Below are 15,305 nucleotides of genomic sequence, written 5' to 3'. Positions count from 1 at the left end.
CACTCATCAATATATTAGCGGAGGTTAAAGTGAAAACTTTGGTTGTACTTTACCCTAACAGGAATTCCTCTTTGCCGGCCTGGTTCCCATTTAGGTGAATATTGCAATACTCTCCTTGCTTCTTCATCCAGGGAAGGAAAAACAGATTTTTCAATTTTGATATCAACAATACGGCCCTTGCCATCTACCACAAAGCTCGTATAAACTGTTCCCCTTACGCCACTTCTCTGTGCATCTGAAGGGTATTTCGTTGTTGAGGCAATAAATCTGTTCCATGCGGCTTGCCCACCATCAAATTCCGGAGCCTGCATACTTACTGTATACTTATACGTTATACCATCTTTCAAACTTTCACCAGCTATTAATTTGTTAGCCTCATAGTTTTCCTTGAATGATGTCTGTGATTTGGTATCATAGCCAGTCCATTCACCAGTCTTTAATCCGTCGAGATAATTCCCCTCTTCAACTGATTCAAAATCATCAAATTTATTTACAACTTTCAAATGGCCTTTTCCATTCTCTATATTCACCTTTCCAGACGAATCTGCATCAAACATGATCTTTGAACTGGTGTTGAAAATAAAATCATTTACCGAACTGCTTTTACCAATCATCTGATTCATAGATGGACTTACAGTCAGGTACTCTAATTCCCTTCTCACTTTTCCATTCGGATGAAAGGCTATGCTGCTGCCGGCTGGCCTGCCATCCTTATAGGTAATCATCTCTGTCCTCCTGCCCAAAGAGTCGTAACTCATAATAATCCCATCAAAAATAAGTGTAGGTTCAAACGACTTTACTTCGCCGATTGTTTTGCGTTTGCCGTTCCGATAGTATTCCAGTAATTTAAAATTAGTATTTCCCGAATCCGGCTCTTGTATAATGCGGATATAATCGGCATCAGCTTTATCTGCAACCTGTTTGCCGTTATCTTTAAACAGATATACATTTTGTGCCTTTTGGGCATAAGTACTGGCAATAACTGCAATAAAAAATAATAGAGTAAAGCGTAATTTCATTTTCAAATCTAATAAGAAATCAACAATTAAACTTATTTCTGAGATTATCGTATTGTAAAATTGGTATTTGGTGGCAAATTAGTTTTTTTAAGAAAACAAATCATAGCTTTGCGTAACTAATTTGCTTCATGATTAAGGAACAAATCTCCGTTTTCGATATTTTTAAAATAGGCATAGGCCCGTCGAGTTCTCATACGCTAGGCCCGTGGCGAGCTGCACAACAGTTCACGGATTCACTTAGTAGTCAGGGATTAATAGATAGTGTTGAAACTATAAAAATATTGCTTTACGGTTCGTTGGCCAAAACGGGTAAAGGGCACGGGACGGATGTAGCTTTGCTATTAGGTTTAACAGGTGCCGACCCGGTGACTTTTGATGTAGATGCGGTAACCCCAACTTTTCTTGCCATTCAAAACGACCAGAAACTCAATCTTGCGGGACACCGTGAAATCAATTTCGACTATAATCAGGACTTACTTTTTCTATTTGCAGAAAGTTTGCCTTTTCATCCTAACGCCGTTACGATACAGGCTTTTTTAAATACTGGTAAGGCTTTTTCAGAAACATATTACTCTATTGGAGGTGGCTTTGTAGTTAAAGAAGGTGAAGATAATAGCTTAAAGCCTCAGGTTGATTTACCTTTCCCGGTAGAAAAAGCAAAAGAGCTCCTGCACTGGTGTTTATCTACCGGCTTAAAGGTGAGTGAAATCGTGATGGAAAATGAACTGGCGTGGAGAGCTGAATCAGTTACCAAAGCCGGTATTTTACAACATTTTGCTGTTATGCGCGACTGCATCTACAGAGGCTGCCATACCACCGGTTTCTTACCTGGAGGCCTGGATGTTGCCCGTAGGGCTTTTGCGCTGAATAAGCGCCTGATTGGCAAAACGGAATACCATGATTACAATTCATGGATCGAGGCAATTAGAAAAGGTGGTAATGGATTCAACTATATTTTAGATTGGGTAAGTTGTTTTGCACTGGCCGTAAATGAAGAAAATGCTTCTTTTGGCCGTGTAGTTACTGCCCCTACAAATGGCGCTGCGGGAGTTATTCCGGCTGTTCTGCAATATTTCATTGCCTTTTGTGATGGCTATTCTGAAGATAAAATTATACAATTCATTGCCTGTGCTTCCGAAATTGGTAGCATTTTCAAAAAGGGCGCTACCATATCAGCTGCAATGGGTGGTTGCCAGGCAGAGATAGGCGTGTCTTCGGCAATGGCTGCAGCAGCGTTGACCGAATGTTTAGGGGGTTCACAGCGGCAGGTGTTAATGGCGGCCGAAATTGCTATGGAACATCACCTTGGCCTTACCTGCGATCCTATAGGTGGGCTCGTGCAGATTCCCTGCATTGAAAGGAACACCATGGGTGCGATTAAGGCCATTACGGCGAGCCAACTGGCCTTACAAAGCAATCCTGATAAAGCGAAAGTTAGCCTCGATGCTGTGGTGAATACCATGTGGGAAACGGCTCTGGATATGAATGCAAAATATAAGGAAACCTCTGATGGTGGTTTGGCAACCAATATTCCAATAAGTTTGCCAGAGTGTTAATAGTTTGATAAAAAAATATGCAGTCCAGATAATTTAAACTTGTGGCTTTTTATAGTTATATAATAAGAGCATAACAAAAACGCCAATCAATTTTGATCAGCGTTTAAATACTTTTAGCTTGGATTACTTGGTTTGGCTTTCTTTTTAAACCACACCTTTTTCTTTCCGTTATTCTTTTGATGTTGAGGCTTTTTCTCTTCAACGTGGCTGATTTCCATTGTTGCAATGTGATCGGGTAAAGGCATCCGCGGAACTTCTTTTTCAATCAGCTTTTCAATATTGTCGAACTTACGCTTATCACGTCCGTTTACAAGTGTAATGGCTGTACCTTTCGTTGCTGCTCTTGCCGTTCTACCAATTCTGTGTACATAATCTGCCGGGTCGCCGGGTACATCATAATTGATAACCAGGTCAACACCCTCTACGTCAATACCGCGCGAGAGCACATCGGTTCCGATAATAATCGGCAATCTTTTGTTTTTGAACGCCAGTAAAATATCTTCACGTTCCTTTTGTCCAAGGTCTGAGTGAAAAGCTTCAGCTTTAATCGTTAGTCCTTTAAAGGTTTTGTAAAGTGCTTTAACCTTGTCTTTTGTAGAGGCAAAAATGATGGCACTTTTATAAGTTCCATCCTTAAAGATGTCACTTAATAAGGCTTGCTTTTGCTGATCATGAATATTATAAGCTTGCTGATCAATTCCTTCAGCCGGTTTAGCAATCGAAATGGTAATCTGCTGCGGCTCATGTAGAATACTTCCCGCCATTTTTCTGATTTTCGGAGCCATTGTAGCCGAAAACAGCAACGTTTGTCTTTTCTTCGGCAGATAGCTAACAATACGCATAATATCATCATAAAACCCCATGTCCAGCATGCGGTCAGCTTCATCCAAAATCAAATGTTGCAGATGCTCCAGCTTTAAGGCTCCTGATGAAAGGTGTGCCATAAGGCGACCCGGGGTAGCAATTATGATGTCCACGCCCTCACGCATTGAGCGTTTCTGCTGCTCGTATGCAATGCCGTCTCCACCACCATAAACCGCTAGAGAGCTAATGTTGGTAAAGTAGGCAAGCGCTTCAACCTGTAAGTCGATCTGCTGAGCCAACTCTCTCGTAGGTGCCAGGATTAAGGTATTGTTATGCCGCTCGGCCGCACGGCTAATCTTATCCATTACAGGAAGAAGGTAGCTGGCAGTTTTCCCTGTTCCAGTTTGCGCGCAGGCAATCAGGTCATGGTCATCTAAAATTACAGGAATAGCTTGTTCTTGTATAGGAGTAGCGCTTTTATACCCCATTGCCATAAGGCCTTCGTATAAGTCGGGGTTAAAATTAAAGTCGTTAAAATTCAAACTGTTATCTTTATCTATTTCAGCAAAAGTACCTTAAAATATGGCCAATAGCAAGCGCGATTTAAATATCCGTCTGTTAAAAGATTCTGAAGGCGACGATCCGATAAAATCTCTTTCTATTTACAGGCTTTTCAAAAAGAAAAAGCCCCGATTGTTTCACAATCAGGGCGGCTGAAATTATAATAGACGAAACCTAGTTCACAGCGATATCTTTCGCAGGAATATTAGTTTCGGGGTTTTTTGGAAGGGTAATTTTTAAGATGCCATCTGTATAACTAGCAGCAATCGCGTCGGTCATAACTTTTCCATTTAAGGAAAAAGCCCGTTCAAAGCTTCCGTTGCTGTATTCTCTTCTGGTAAACTTTTCTATAGTTTCCTCAGTTTCCTTCGGCGAGTAGGAAATGGTTAATATGTCGTCCTTTGTATTTACCTTCAAATATTCTTTAATCAATGCAGGTGCAAATAAATAGATGATGAAATTTTCGTTTGTTTCTTCAATATTTGCCGGTACACGTCTGAATCCTTCCCTGAAGAACCCTTCAAAGTTCCGTGTAAATTTTCTGCCGTGGTGGTCACCAAATTTTCCCTTCTGTCTCCAGCCACTGTGTATTTTGCCCGAATGGCATCTATGTTCGTTGTACATTTTTGTTCTTTTAAAAATTTAATTTATTGATTTAACTGATATCATCAATTAGAGTTGCTGTATTGCAATCTCGGAATTCCGAGTAACCTCGTGATGATGCTGGCATATGGGTAATCAGGTGAAAATATGGCATAGTCAAATTTCAATCCTCTTATTTGTACGGCAATATCATCGATGAACTTCATCGGTTCCAAAAGCGCTGTAATCAACCCAGATGTAGGTTTTTCTTCAGCATTTTTGTTAAATGCGTCCAGCTCTTTGCTATAAGGTTTAAATTCAGCTCCAATATCTTCAATAGGCCGTTTGAATTCATCCGAACTAAAAAAGGTCACCTGTTCGCCACGATTAATTAATTCACTGGCTAAGTGGAGAATTGGATTTACATCATCCTGAGAAGGGCTGCTGAGTAGTAAAATCTGCGACATAACTTATCTTATTTTGATTGAACTATCAATGCGCACCACATTGCTATCTTCTACTTTTCCTACATGATGGTTATGGACGTGATTCCGATAATGTTCATCCTTACAGTCATATTCGTGATAATGTCGGTTTTTAAAATCCAGTCTGTCGCGATAACCATACTGTATAGCCAATACATTTAAGCTGTAAAAGGTCGTTACAGCCACAACTAATGCTAATATTATTCTGAAAGCTTTCATATTACTGGTAGTTTACGTTAATGTTTTGGATGTATCCGTTTTCGCTGATTACAGGTTTATACCATTGGTTATCTATTGGAACAACCGGAGCATAATGCGAGCTGAAGTTTTCAAAATGCTGTTCCAATCTGCGATGTCTTCGTCCCCTGAAGAACATTTTAAATACAAACCCTATGATGATCATGCCAAAAATAAATTTGAATATAAATGGTATAAAGAATGCAATTGCACCAAGTACAATTCCAAATCCTATTGATTTTAATATTTGTTTCATATTGATATCCTGTTATTTAATAGGGTAGACGGAAGAACTTAATTTTTACTTTAAAAAACGTAAAATGTTTTTTATAAGCCTTCCGGGTTTGTAAGCGAGATTTGTTGACTATACGGCATAAAAAAAGCCAGCTTAAAAGCCGGCCAGAATTATTGTTTGTTGCGGTGTCCCCATCCGCCGCCACATCTTCGTTTATATTCTTCTTTGAACCTTGCCCGCTCCTCATCGTTCATATTTTGCCATTTCGATCGCATGGCCATTGCACGCTGTTTGAAGCGGCTGTTATCTCCACCTTTTTTAAAGTTCCCAAACAGTATTCTGCACAGCACCAAAAGGCCTAGTGCCTGCCAAAAGTTCAACCTGCCCGCGTGTACCACTTCAGGTAATATAGCGTTCCAAAGAAACATGACGATGTAGCCCAAAGCTGCTGCAATTAATGCCACAACAGGTAAAAAGCAAATAAATTTTTGCACTTTACTAAACTTTCTGTTTATCATATCTTCCTAGTTAATAGTTTATAAATTCCTGATATAAATTTTGTAAACGACTACGCAAGTGCTTAACTGCATAGCCCTTTCTTGAAATTAATGTTTTAATATTTTCACCTGTTTCATCAGCTATCTCCTGAAATGTCCTGTCCTCCAGTTCATTTTGAACAAAAATATAGCGTTGGTTTTCAGGAAGTTCTTCCAGTGCGAGGAAAAGCTGGTCCCAGAATAATTTTTTTAAACCTTCTTCTTCTGGTGAGTAAGACTCGGCGAGTAAAATTTCCCTGAAGTTAATTTCACCATCTTCATCTTCGTAGCTCAGATCTTCAATAAGAACATCTTTTTGTTTACGATAGCGATCAGTAATTTTGTTTCTGGCGACACGATAAAGCCAGCCACCAATCTGTTCAATCGCACCAGCTTCAGGCTGGTTACTCAATTGATACCATACATCCTGTAAAATATCTTCTGCGTCCTCATCTGTATTCACCCTGCCTCGGATGAAACTAAATAAGCGTTTGCCATAGCTGGCAACGGTAGAGATTATATTTTGGGATTCGTTTGTAGGCACTAAATTCTGTTAGATATACCAGTAAACGGATGAAAGTAAATATTACTTTAAATTATTTACGATTTTTTTAATAGCCTTATTGGTACTGATAGCTGAACTTACTTTAGGGCTGCTGTTGGATATGTCCCTTTGTCTACAAGCACTTTAATATTGCCTTCTAAATCAGAAATATAGATTTTGCTGCTTTCAGAATGTTTTTCCGAGCCACTGAAAAAGATACGGTCGTCACGAGTAACAAAAAGATCAGGGGTATTGGTATTTTGCGGAGATATCCTTTTTACCGCTTTGCTTTTAAGGTTAAGAATATAAATAGCGGTACCGGGTTTGTCAGATCCTGCCAATACCTCATTGTTGCCGGCACTGAAAATGATATGTTTTCCATCACTGGAATAGAAGAAGGGATTTACAGCCGATATCGTAATTTGGTGATTTACCAGGCCGGAAATCAACTGTTTGGATAATTCTTTTCCGGTTACAGCGTAGGTGTATAGACCGGTTAAATCGTGAGCAATTATTTCTCTATTGTTTTTCCAGGTAGGTGCAAAATAGCTTATCTTGGACTGCTCATCAAAAATGATATTTTGGGTATTATCAATTTTTGTTGTTCCGATTTTCCATCCGTTTTTAACCCGTATCTGGTAAGCAATGGTTTGCCCATCAGGCGACCATGAAGCCTGGTCAAATTGTTCGCTGTCAGCATGTAGCTGCTGCTGACTCTTGTTCTCCAAATCGGCAACCCAGATACTTTTATTACCCGCACTATCTGTAACCGTATAAGCCAATTTATTTCCGTCAGGAGAAATTGCCGGATGGGTTGCGCCACCAAATGAAATTTGTTTCATGGTGTCAATGCTTGTTGCCACAATCTTACTGCCATCCTGATAGGCTAGCGCAAAGTTCTTGCCGCTAAGCGAAACCGTATCCAGAACGGGCGTACTGGCATCATTGCTTTTATGATTGCATGAACTAATCATTATTGTGAATGAGGTGCTGAACGCAATGAGGATCAAGTCGAGTTTCTTCATGGACAATTTTACAAATTGTTTTTGTAATCACTTTATCACAATGAGCTAAAGCTATTATTTTACTTTGATATGCCTTAAATGAAAAAGCCCTGAGTCAGGGCTTTTTTTAAATCTATTTCTTTTTATCAGCGTAACCGAATACTTTTTGTAAAAGTGTCGAACTTCGTGAACTTAGATTATCCCGTATTTTAAGTTCTTCTTTGGCTACTTCAATGAATAAGCCGTCAATCGCTTTCTGTGTAACGTAGGCAGTTAAATTCGTGTTCACTGGTTTAACTAATGGTATTTTATTGTACTGTGTCGTCAGGTCGCTGTAATATTTTGTCGCATTTACTTTACTTAAACTATTGGTCACAATCGGACTGAACTTTTGAGTCAGGTCTGCTGTTGTTACCCTTTTAAAATATTCCGTTGCTGCATCTTTATTGCCTAAGAGGATATTGGTCGCATCGGTCAACGTCATTTGCTTGATGGCAGAAACAAAAATGGGTTTTGCTTCTTTAGCTGCATCTTCAGCAGCACGGTTTAAACTGGTAATTACATTATCACAAAGTGAATTAAACCCAATACTTCGAAGCGTTTTTTCTACCTTCTGGGCTTCAGGGGGCATTAAAATTTTCACTGCAAGGTTGCCCAGAAAACCATCTTTAACAGATAACCGATCAGCGCCGGCCGAAACACCGATTTGCAAGGCTTCCTTAATTCCCTGTCCAATCTCCAATGTAGTGGGTGTGCCGGTTGCACTGGTGGTTGTGGCTTTTTCAGTTACTTTCTTGAAAATATCGCCCAGTTTAATCTGAGCGTTTACATTCAGGTTTGAAAATAACATTAATGCCAGGGATGCAGATAGAATATTAATTTTTTTCATTCATGATGAGTTTATCTTTTATGCTTAGCAAATCTTTTGCCATTAGTTTGGCTGATTTTACCAAACTTAAAAATTCTGAACGGTAACCTTCTTCATCTTTTCCTTTTGCATTTTCAGCTAAAGAAATTACCTGCTCAAAGTTAGCATTTTGTTTGAATGAAGACTTCCTTAATATCATTCCGAATTCTGCAACCGCTGCGGCAAATCTGAAATTATCGCTTCGTGCATTCAAACCAATAGGATTATCGCTTAAACCGCGTATGATTAATTTGCTTTTGTTTCCCGTAGGTTCTTTATAACGCAGCTTTACTGTTAACATCTCTCCTGAATTTTCATATCCTGATTGAATGGTTTTCTGGTATTTCAGGTCGTCAACAGAACCTGATAAAACATCTTTGGCACCGACCGGAATTATTTCATAGAGTGCAGTAACCGTATGCCCAGAACCAATTTCACCCGCATCTTTCTTATCGTCATTGAAGTCTTCTTTATTTAGCAAGCGGTTTTCATATCCAATAAGACGGTAGGATTGAACTTTCGAAGGATTAAATTCAACCTGCAGCTTCACATCTTTTGCAACGGTAAATAATGTTCCGCCAAATTCATTAACTAATACCTTTCTGGCCTCAGTTAAATTATCGATGTAGGCGTAATTACCGTTACCTTTATCAGCCATTATTTCCATTTTACTGTCTTTGTAATTGCCCATCCCATAACCGAGAACAGTTAAAAATATGCCGCTTTCCCTTTTCTTTTCAATTAACTCCTGCATATCAGCATCACTGCTTGCACCCACATTGAAATCACCATCAGTAGCTAATATCACCCTGTTATTTCCGTTTTTTACAAAGTTTTCACCCGCTATTTTATAGGCAAGCTCTATGCCTTGTCCTCCCGCTGTTGAACCGCCGGCGCTTAACTTATCCAAGGCTTCCTTAATTTTAATTTTCTCATCACCATTTGTTGCCGGCAAAACCACTCCGGAATTACCGGCATATACAACAATTGCCACTTTGTCTTTTGCCCTAAGCTGATCGGTCAGCAATTTAAAAGACGATACCAGAAGCGGTAATTTATTTGGATCACTCATCGACCCCGACACATCAATTAGAAATACCAGATTGGACGCAGGTAAATGTTCAGTTGGAATTACTTTTGCCTGCAAGGCGATCTGAACCAGTTTATGTTCAGCATTCCATGGCGCAGGACCAATCTCTGTGATGATATTAACCGGCTCCCCGTTTTTTGGTTGTTCATATTTGTAGTCAAAATAGTTGATCATTTCTTCTATCCTTACAGCGTCTGCAGGAGGGAGGCTTCCACCATTTACATATCTTCTGATATTTGTATAGGAAGCTGCATCAACATCAATAGAAAACGTAGAAAGCGGATCACTTTTAGCTTTATGAAAAATATTCTCGTTTATCATCGAATAGCTTTCATTGTTTTTAACCATGTCCATTTTTTCCATCCTCATTTTGCTTACGGATACCCCTGCAGCTCTTCCCAGAAAAGCGTGAGCCTGATCCAAAGTGGCCACAGATCCCGTGATTGAGGTTTTTTTCTGAATACCATACCCAACGACGACAATTTCATCAAGTGATTTCAAATCCGGTACCAGCGTAATCGAAATCCTGTTGTTGCGCCCGATTTTGATATGCTTACTGACATACCCAATGTAAGAAACCCTCAGCTCAGTGTCCTTATCTGACACTTCAATAGTAAACTCTCCCTTTGAATTTGTAGTAGTGACCCGTTTGCTGATGTTGGTTGCTATAGCGGCGTTGGGTAGCCCGGTGCTCCCATCAGTGACGATTCCGTTAATGATTCTTTTCTTGTCCGGCGAGAAGCCCACCAGCAAAACAATTGCAATTAAACATAAAAGTAGCTTTTTCATAATCGGTTAGTTTTAAGGATGATGTAGCTACTCTTACTTTTCCATATCGATACTCAAAAATATTTTTTATACTTGAGGGATAATTAACATAGCTACCTTAATTTTTGAAGTTTATAAAGAACACAGCTGGAAATAACCAGCACCAGGATGCAGAACTTATCGCCGCGTATAAAAACACAGGTGATTTAAATGCATTGGGTACGCTTTATAACAAGTATATGCACCTGGTTTTCGGTGTTTGCTTCAATTATTTTAAAGATGAGGAATTGAGTAAGGATGCTGTAATGCATATTTTCGAAGAATTGGTTACTAAGCTTAAGATCCACGAGGTACTGAATTTTAAAAGCTGGCTTCATGTCTTAACCAGGAATCATTGCCTGATGGCATTGAGAAAATCTTCCAGGCAAAATAACGTTTCTATAGACGACACCTTTGTGGAAAATACGGAGTTTGTGCATCTGGATATTGACAACACAAAAGAAACACAGCTTACCATTATGGAAAAGTGCATGGAAACTTTAACTGAGGAACAGCGAAAAAGCGTAGATTTATTTTATCTCCAGGAAAAATGCTACAAAGAGGTAGCAGAGATTACTGGTTATGATATGCTTAAGGTCAAAAGCTACATTCAGAATGGTAAACGGAATTTAAAGATTTGTATAGAAAAAAACAGTGGTGAATAACGATTGGTTAGATATTAATGTGCTGGAAGATTACCTTGATGGTAAACTTGATGCCAGGGGCATGCACTTTGTCGAGCGCCAGGCACTGGAAGATCCATTTGTGGCCGAAGCACTTGAAGGTTTGCGGCAGTCACCAAAACGTAAGCAAACACTTTCTATTTTACAGAAACAACTTCATGACAGGGTTTCTGAAAAACCTGTTAAGCGTAGAATGTGGGGGATCACCACTCAGCGTCTGAGCATTGCAGCAACCGCCACCGTAGCTTTTATTGCGGTAAGCATTCTGTTTTTCATGAGGGAGTCCAATCGTAAGAATGCAGAAATAGCAGCTAGAAAAGCCAATGGAGTAATCGTTAATCTTGATACCGCTACCGCTGTTGCAGTAACTAAGCCACATACGCCTGGCGGCCAAAAGAACGCCCTTCAGTCATCTTCGATGGACCATGCCATCACCGAAGCAAAAACAGGGTATCTGGCAAAAAACAGCAAACAAGCCACAAGGCAGGCCAAGATAGACGTTACTGCCTCTCAGGAGCGATTATATGAAGAAACTGCTGTCAAGGCCAAAGCTCAACCGCTAGCGCGTCAGGCTGATCAGCAGACATTACTTAAAGAATCAGATATGAGTCCTTTGCCCACAACAGGGAATGCGCAGGTTGTGTTTAGCGGGAATGTAGTCGATAAGCTGAACGGCAGGCCTATTCAAGGTGCTATAGTAAAATCGTTGGGTGGAAAGGGCATTACGGCTACAGACTCAAAAGGATTTTTCTCGCTACCAGTTGATAGCATAGCAAAGGATAAAGACTTGCTGATTAGTGCAATAGGGTTTAAGGAAGTTCCGGTAATAGGTGTTCAGGACCCTAATGCGATAAGAAATGCAATGAGTGGTGATAAATCTTTACAGGAAATAGCATTAATTACAGGGTCAAATGGTAGGAAGAAAGAAGATATCAAAGCGCCTACAATTACTTTGCGTGCAGTACAAAACTTAGATGGTAAGCCGCTTGAAGAAATTTCTAAACCAATTCCTGTATCCACCATTAATTATCAGGAATATCTGGAGCATAACAATAAACTGTACAATGCTAAAGGTCCGGAGCAATATGTAATCCTAAGCTTTAAAGTCAACAAAAATGGTCGTCCATCAAACATCAAAGTAATTAAGTCGCTTGATAAAAAGGCCGACGCGGAGGCCCGCCGTTTAGTTCAGGCCGGTCCAGACTGGGTGTTGCCTCAAAAAGGGACCAACGAAGTGGAGTTAAGTGTTAAATTTTAGTTGCTTTCATTCAATTATACTTATAATTAAAAAAGACCATAGCTTTTGCTATGGTCTTTTTTATTCGATATATTTTTGCTCTATTTTACAAAATAGATAATGGCATAGATAATTGCGGCTAAAGTTGCCGAAACCGGAATAGTTAAAATCCAGGCCCAGATCAAATTAATAGTTACACCCCAGCGAACAGCAGAAACACTCTTTACAACACCCACACCAACAATTGAACCGGTAATGGTATGTGTAGTGGAAACCGGAATCCCGAAGTGCTCAGTAATTCCCAAGGTTACCGCGCCGGCACCTTCAGCTGCAACACCTTCAAGGGCTGTAACTTTAGTGATTTTAGATCCCATTGTTTTTACAATTTTCCAGCCACCACTCATTGTACCAAGAGAGATTGCGGAGTAACAACAGATTGGAACCCACGCAGGCATCGCTTCGAAGTTTGGAATTACTTTCGCAGCAATTAATGCCGTGGCAATAATACCCATAACCTTTTGTGCATCGTTACCACCGTGAAAGAAACTTAATGCTGCAGATGATAACAACTGCAATCTTTTAAACCATTTTTCAGCAGTCGCCGGTTTGGCGTAACGGCAAATATTGATAATGATCAAGGTTAATATCACAGAGATTACCATACCAATAATTGGCGCTAATACAATAAAAGAGACAATTTTAACAACATAACCCATCTCCACGGCGGCAAGCGGACTTGCGCCCGTAAGTAAAGCATGTGTCATTCCTGCGCCAGCAAATCCCCCAATTAATGTATGAGAAGAACTGGAAGGAATACCGTACCACCAGGTTAACAGATTCCACATAATTGCAGCCACTAAGCCGGCAAGAATTACTTCCAGGGTGATGTAACTTTCAATTACCGTTTTAGCAACGGTATTGGCCACTTTATGGTCTGTAAAATAAAAATAAGCTGCAAAATTAAATAGCGCAGCCCATAAAACTGCCTGAAAAGGCGTAAGAACTTTTGTAGAAACAACCGTTGCAATCGAGTTAGCGGCATCGTGAAAGCCATTAATGTAATCGAAAGCAATTGCCAGAATTACAACAACAACCAATAAGGTAGTTACCATGTTTGTGTTTTATTAAGCGTTTTTAACCAGGATAGTTTCAAGAACATTTGCTACATCTTCGCATTTATCTGTCGCTTTTTCTATCGTTTGTAAAACCTCTTTTTGTTTGATTAATTCAATTGCATTGGTTTCGTATTCAAATAAACGGGCAACAGCCAATGTAAATACGTAGTCAGCCTGGTTTTCTCCACTGTTAATGCGGATACATGCATCTGCAATTACGCGGATGTTCTTAAAGCTGCGTAGTTCTTTGATAGCTTTGTCGATGTCAGTACACATTTCAACCAGCAACTCGGCAATTTTAACAATCGGCTCATTGATTGTATTCATATTATACATTTGCATACGGTTTGCTGTTCCATAAATGTAATCAGCAACATCGTCAACAGCTGTAGCCAATGCATGGATATCTTCCCTGTCAAAGGGAGTGATAAAGTTCCTGCTTAACTCAAGAAAGATTGAATGTGTAATATCATCTCCGACGTGTTCTAAGCGTTCTATTTCCTTAAAAATGGTTTTTCTGCTTTCTGCATCTGCTGTACTTACCATTTCTAAAAGAGCGTCAGCAATTTTTAAAGCATTGCTACCGGCTTGCTCAAAAAGAGGATGAAATTTTCTGTCTTGAGGTGTAAAGAACTTAAAAATATTATTCATGTTAATTTTTAATATGTTGCAAAGCTACAAGCTCAATGTTAAGTTAATGTTAATTTCATAATTATATTAACTGATTTTAGTCAATAAATCCATTAAGCCAACGATTTTAGCTGTTTGATAATGAATACTTAAGGATGAATATGGCCACTACACACTTCACTGGTGTCCGCGGTTATAAAGTTAAGAATGTATCTGTAAAGCAAAGTCATAGATCGGATGTGCCTATCCCCCTTTTTGTAACGTAAATGCGAAGGTGGTGCCAATCCCGGGTGTACTTCTCACTGAAATGGTTTGCTGATGTGCTTCCAGAATGTGTTTTACAATGGCCAGTCCAAGTCCCGTCCCGCCAACCTCTCTTGCCCGATGGCTGTCAATACGGTAGAACCGCTCAAATAAACGGAGTAAATGTTTTTCTTCAATGCCAATCCCATTATCTGTAACCTCTATCAGGAACTGATCATGTAGTTCAAATATTTTTATTGCGGTTTCGCCTTGCTCTATTCCATATTTAATACTGTTAACCATTAAGTTAATCAATACCTGACGGATTTTTTCCCTGTCGGCATTTACCATGGTAAGGGCGGTATACTTATCTTTAAAAAAAAGTTTAATGTGTTTGTCTTTCGCTCTGTCTTCAAGATTTTCCATTACCTCCCTGGCCAGCTGTACAAAGTCAAATTTTTGATAATTGATGGGCGACTCCCCGGTCTCAAGCTTTGAAATAGCGTCCAGGTCATTAATCAGGTAGCTTAAACGTTCAACGTTGTTTTCAGCCTTCTTCAAAAACTTTATGGCCATATCCGGATCGTCTTCAATACAATCCTGCAAGGTTTCTATATACCCCTGTATCGCAAAAAGAGGGGTCTTAAATTCATGAGATACGTTAGAAAGAAATTCACGACGGAATTGCTCCTGTTTTTTGAGCATATCGATTTCCTTCTTTTTCGCACCGGCCCATTCTTTTACTTCCTGTTCAACATCATTTATAGGGTCAGAACTTACATACTCGCCCAGCGCATCTTTTAAATCTTTTCCAAGTTTAAGATTATGAATCAACTTATAAATCAACTTAATCTTGGTATAAATGTATTTCTCCAGAAGATAGTAAAAAACAAGAAAACTGCTCAGGAACGACACACCAAAGGAAATGGCCAGATAGTACCAGCTGTGCTGAAAGTAAAAATTTACCATGCCGATAGATAATGACACAGCCAGGGCAGTAAATAAAACCAGCACACTCAATTTCATGTGT

At 39.6% G+C, this 15,305-nt stretch carries 16 protein-coding genes; 3 read left to right on the top strand and 13 right to left on the bottom strand.

Annotation, left to right across the window (positions count from 1 at the left end; all coding sequences use genetic code 11):
- Positions 1-14: 14 nt before the first annotated feature.
- Positions 15-1,019: an energy transducer TonB gene (locus tag AB669_RS21560; protein WP_053058392.1), complete on the bottom strand. Its 1,005-nt coding sequence runs from the start codon at positions 1,017-1,019 to the stop codon at positions 15-17.
- Positions 1,020-1,147: 128 nt separating this feature from the next.
- Between AB669_RS21560 and AB669_RS12290 the strand changes: the two genes are divergently transcribed.
- Positions 1,148-2,575: an L-serine ammonia-lyase gene (locus AB669_RS12290; RefSeq protein ID WP_047799628.1), complete on the top strand. Its 1,428-nt coding sequence runs from the start codon at positions 1,148-1,150 to the stop codon at positions 2,573-2,575.
- Positions 2,576-2,688: 113 nt separating this feature from the next.
- Here AB669_RS12290 and AB669_RS12285 read toward each other — a convergent pair whose 3' ends face one another.
- The 9 genes from AB669_RS12285 to AB669_RS12245 form a co-directional block, all read right to left on the bottom strand.
- Positions 2,689-3,921, bottom strand: coding sequence for a DEAD/DEAH box helicase (locus AB669_RS12285; RefSeq protein ID WP_047799627.1), 1,233 nt, complete (start codon positions 3,919-3,921; stop codon positions 2,689-2,691).
- A gap of 193 nt (positions 3,922-4,114) precedes the next feature.
- The gene (locus AB669_RS12280; RefSeq protein WP_047799626.1) at positions 4,115-4,564 is read right to left on the bottom strand and encodes an Hsp20/alpha crystallin family protein; all 450 of its coding nucleotides are present in this window, start codon (positions 4,562-4,564) and stop codon (positions 4,115-4,117) included.
- Positions 4,565-4,608: 44 nt separating this feature from the next.
- Positions 4,609-4,989 (bottom strand): hypothetical protein, encoded by a 381-nt coding sequence (locus AB669_RS12275; protein WP_047799625.1) that lies wholly within the window; start codon positions 4,987-4,989, stop codon positions 4,609-4,611.
- A gap of 238 nt (positions 4,990-5,227) precedes the next feature.
- On the bottom strand, positions 5,228-5,500 hold the full coding sequence (locus AB669_RS12270; RefSeq protein WP_047799624.1) for a hypothetical protein: 273 nt from the start codon (positions 5,498-5,500) through the stop codon (positions 5,228-5,230).
- A 149-nt stretch (positions 5,501-5,649) separates the two neighbouring features.
- Complete coding sequence (locus AB669_RS12265; RefSeq protein WP_047799623.1) at positions 5,650-5,997, bottom strand: HMG-box domain-containing protein; 348 nt, start codon at positions 5,995-5,997, stop codon at positions 5,650-5,652.
- Positions 5,998-6,007: 10 nt separating this feature from the next.
- A complete protein-coding gene (locus AB669_RS12260) occupies positions 6,008-6,559 on the bottom strand; it encodes an RNA polymerase sigma factor (protein WP_047799622.1) in 552 nt (183 codons plus the stop codon).
- 98 nt (positions 6,560-6,657) lie between these two features.
- The gene (locus AB669_RS12255; protein ID WP_047799621.1) at positions 6,658-7,584 is read right to left on the bottom strand and encodes a PD40 domain-containing protein; all 927 of its coding nucleotides are present in this window, start codon (positions 7,582-7,584) and stop codon (positions 6,658-6,660) included.
- Between the two features lie 112 nt (positions 7,585-7,696).
- Positions 7,697-8,452, bottom strand: a complete 756-nt coding sequence (locus AB669_RS12250) for a DUF4197 domain-containing protein (RefSeq protein WP_047799620.1) — start codon at positions 8,450-8,452, stop codon at positions 7,697-7,699.
- A complete protein-coding gene (locus AB669_RS12245; RefSeq protein ID WP_047799619.1) occupies positions 8,439-10,349 on the bottom strand; it encodes a VWA domain-containing protein in 1,911 nt (636 codons plus the stop codon). The genes AB669_RS12250 and AB669_RS12245 overlap by 14 nt, the downstream gene beginning before the upstream one ends.
- Positions 10,350-10,453: 104 nt before the next feature.
- On the opposite strand from AB669_RS12245, the gene AB669_RS12240 reads away from it, so the two are divergent.
- Positions 10,454-11,032 carry an RNA polymerase sigma factor gene (locus tag AB669_RS12240; protein ID WP_047799618.1) on the top strand — a complete coding sequence of 193 codons (579 nt, stop codon included), beginning with the start codon at positions 10,454-10,456 and terminating at the stop codon, positions 11,030-11,032.
- Positions 11,025-12,308: an energy transducer TonB gene (locus tag AB669_RS12235; protein ID WP_047799617.1), complete on the top strand. Its 1,284-nt coding sequence runs from the start codon at positions 11,025-11,027 to the stop codon at positions 12,306-12,308. Before AB669_RS12240 ends, AB669_RS12235 begins: the two co-directional genes overlap by 8 nt.
- An 80-nt stretch (positions 12,309-12,388) precedes the next feature.
- On the opposite strand, the gene AB669_RS12230 is transcribed toward AB669_RS12235, so the two are convergent.
- The 3 genes from AB669_RS12230 to AB669_RS12220 all read right to left on the bottom strand — a co-directional run bounded on the left by AB669_RS12230 (position 12,389) and on the right by AB669_RS12220 (position 15,301).
- On the bottom strand, positions 12,389-13,399 hold the full coding sequence (locus AB669_RS12230; RefSeq protein ID WP_047799616.1) for an inorganic phosphate transporter: 1,011 nt from the start codon (positions 13,397-13,399) through the stop codon (positions 12,389-12,391).
- Positions 13,400-13,411: 12 nt separating this feature from the next.
- Positions 13,412-14,053: a DUF47 domain-containing protein gene (locus tag AB669_RS12225; protein WP_197082401.1), complete on the bottom strand. Its 642-nt coding sequence runs from the start codon at positions 14,051-14,053 to the stop codon at positions 13,412-13,414.
- Between the two features lie 222 nt (positions 14,054-14,275).
- Complete coding sequence (locus AB669_RS12220; protein ID WP_047799614.1) at positions 14,276-15,301, bottom strand: cell wall metabolism sensor histidine kinase WalK; 1,026 nt, start codon at positions 15,299-15,301, stop codon at positions 14,276-14,278.
- Positions 15,302-15,305 lie beyond the last annotated feature (4 nt).

Source organism: Pedobacter sp. BMA, from assembly GCF_001027745.1.
Classification (GTDB): Bacteria; Bacteroidota; Bacteroidia; order Sphingobacteriales; family Sphingobacteriaceae; genus Pedobacter.
The sequence above is the reverse complement of the archived record's forward strand: the minus strand, read 5'-3'. Positions and strand labels throughout refer to the sequence as shown.

Coding starts and splice junctions, on each gene's coding strand:
- AB669_RS21560 (WP_053058392.1), bottom strand. CDS start 1,019: ATGAAATTACGCTTTACTCTATTATTTTTTATTGCAGTTATTGCCAGT.
- AB669_RS12290 (WP_047799628.1), top strand. CDS start 1,148: ATGATTAAGGAACAAATCTCCGTTTTCGATATTTTTAAAATAGGCATA.
- AB669_RS12280 (WP_047799626.1), bottom strand. CDS start 4,564: ATGTACAACGAACATAGATGCCATTCGGGCAAAATACACAGTGGCTGG.
- AB669_RS12275 (WP_047799625.1), bottom strand. CDS start 4,989: ATGTCGCAGATTTTACTACTCAGCAGCCCTTCTCAGGATGATGTAAAT.
- AB669_RS12270 (WP_047799624.1), bottom strand. CDS start 5,500: ATGAAACAAATATTAAAATCAATAGGATTTGGAATTGTACTTGGTGCA.
- AB669_RS12265 (WP_047799623.1), bottom strand. CDS start 5,997: ATGATAAACAGAAAGTTTAGTAAAGTGCAAAAATTTATTTGCTTTTTA.
- AB669_RS12255 (WP_047799621.1), bottom strand. CDS start 7,584: ATGAAGAAACTCGACTTGATCCTCATTGCGTTCAGCACCTCATTCACA.
- AB669_RS12250 (WP_047799620.1), bottom strand. CDS start 8,452: ATGAAAAAAATTAATATTCTATCTGCATCCCTGGCATTAATGTTATTT.
- AB669_RS12245 (WP_047799619.1), bottom strand. CDS start 10,349: ATGAAAAAGCTACTTTTATGTTTAATTGCAATTGTTTTGCTGGTGGGC.
- AB669_RS12230 (WP_047799616.1), bottom strand. CDS start 13,399: ATGGTAACTACCTTATTGGTTGTTGTTGTAATTCTGGCAATTGCTTTC.
- AB669_RS12225 (WP_197082401.1), bottom strand. CDS start 14,053: ATGAATAATATTTTTAAGTTCTTTACACCTCAAGACAGAAAATTTCAT.
- AB669_RS12220 (WP_047799614.1), bottom strand. CDS start 15,301: ATGAAATTGAGTGTGCTGGTTTTATTTACTGCCCTGGCTGTGTCATTA.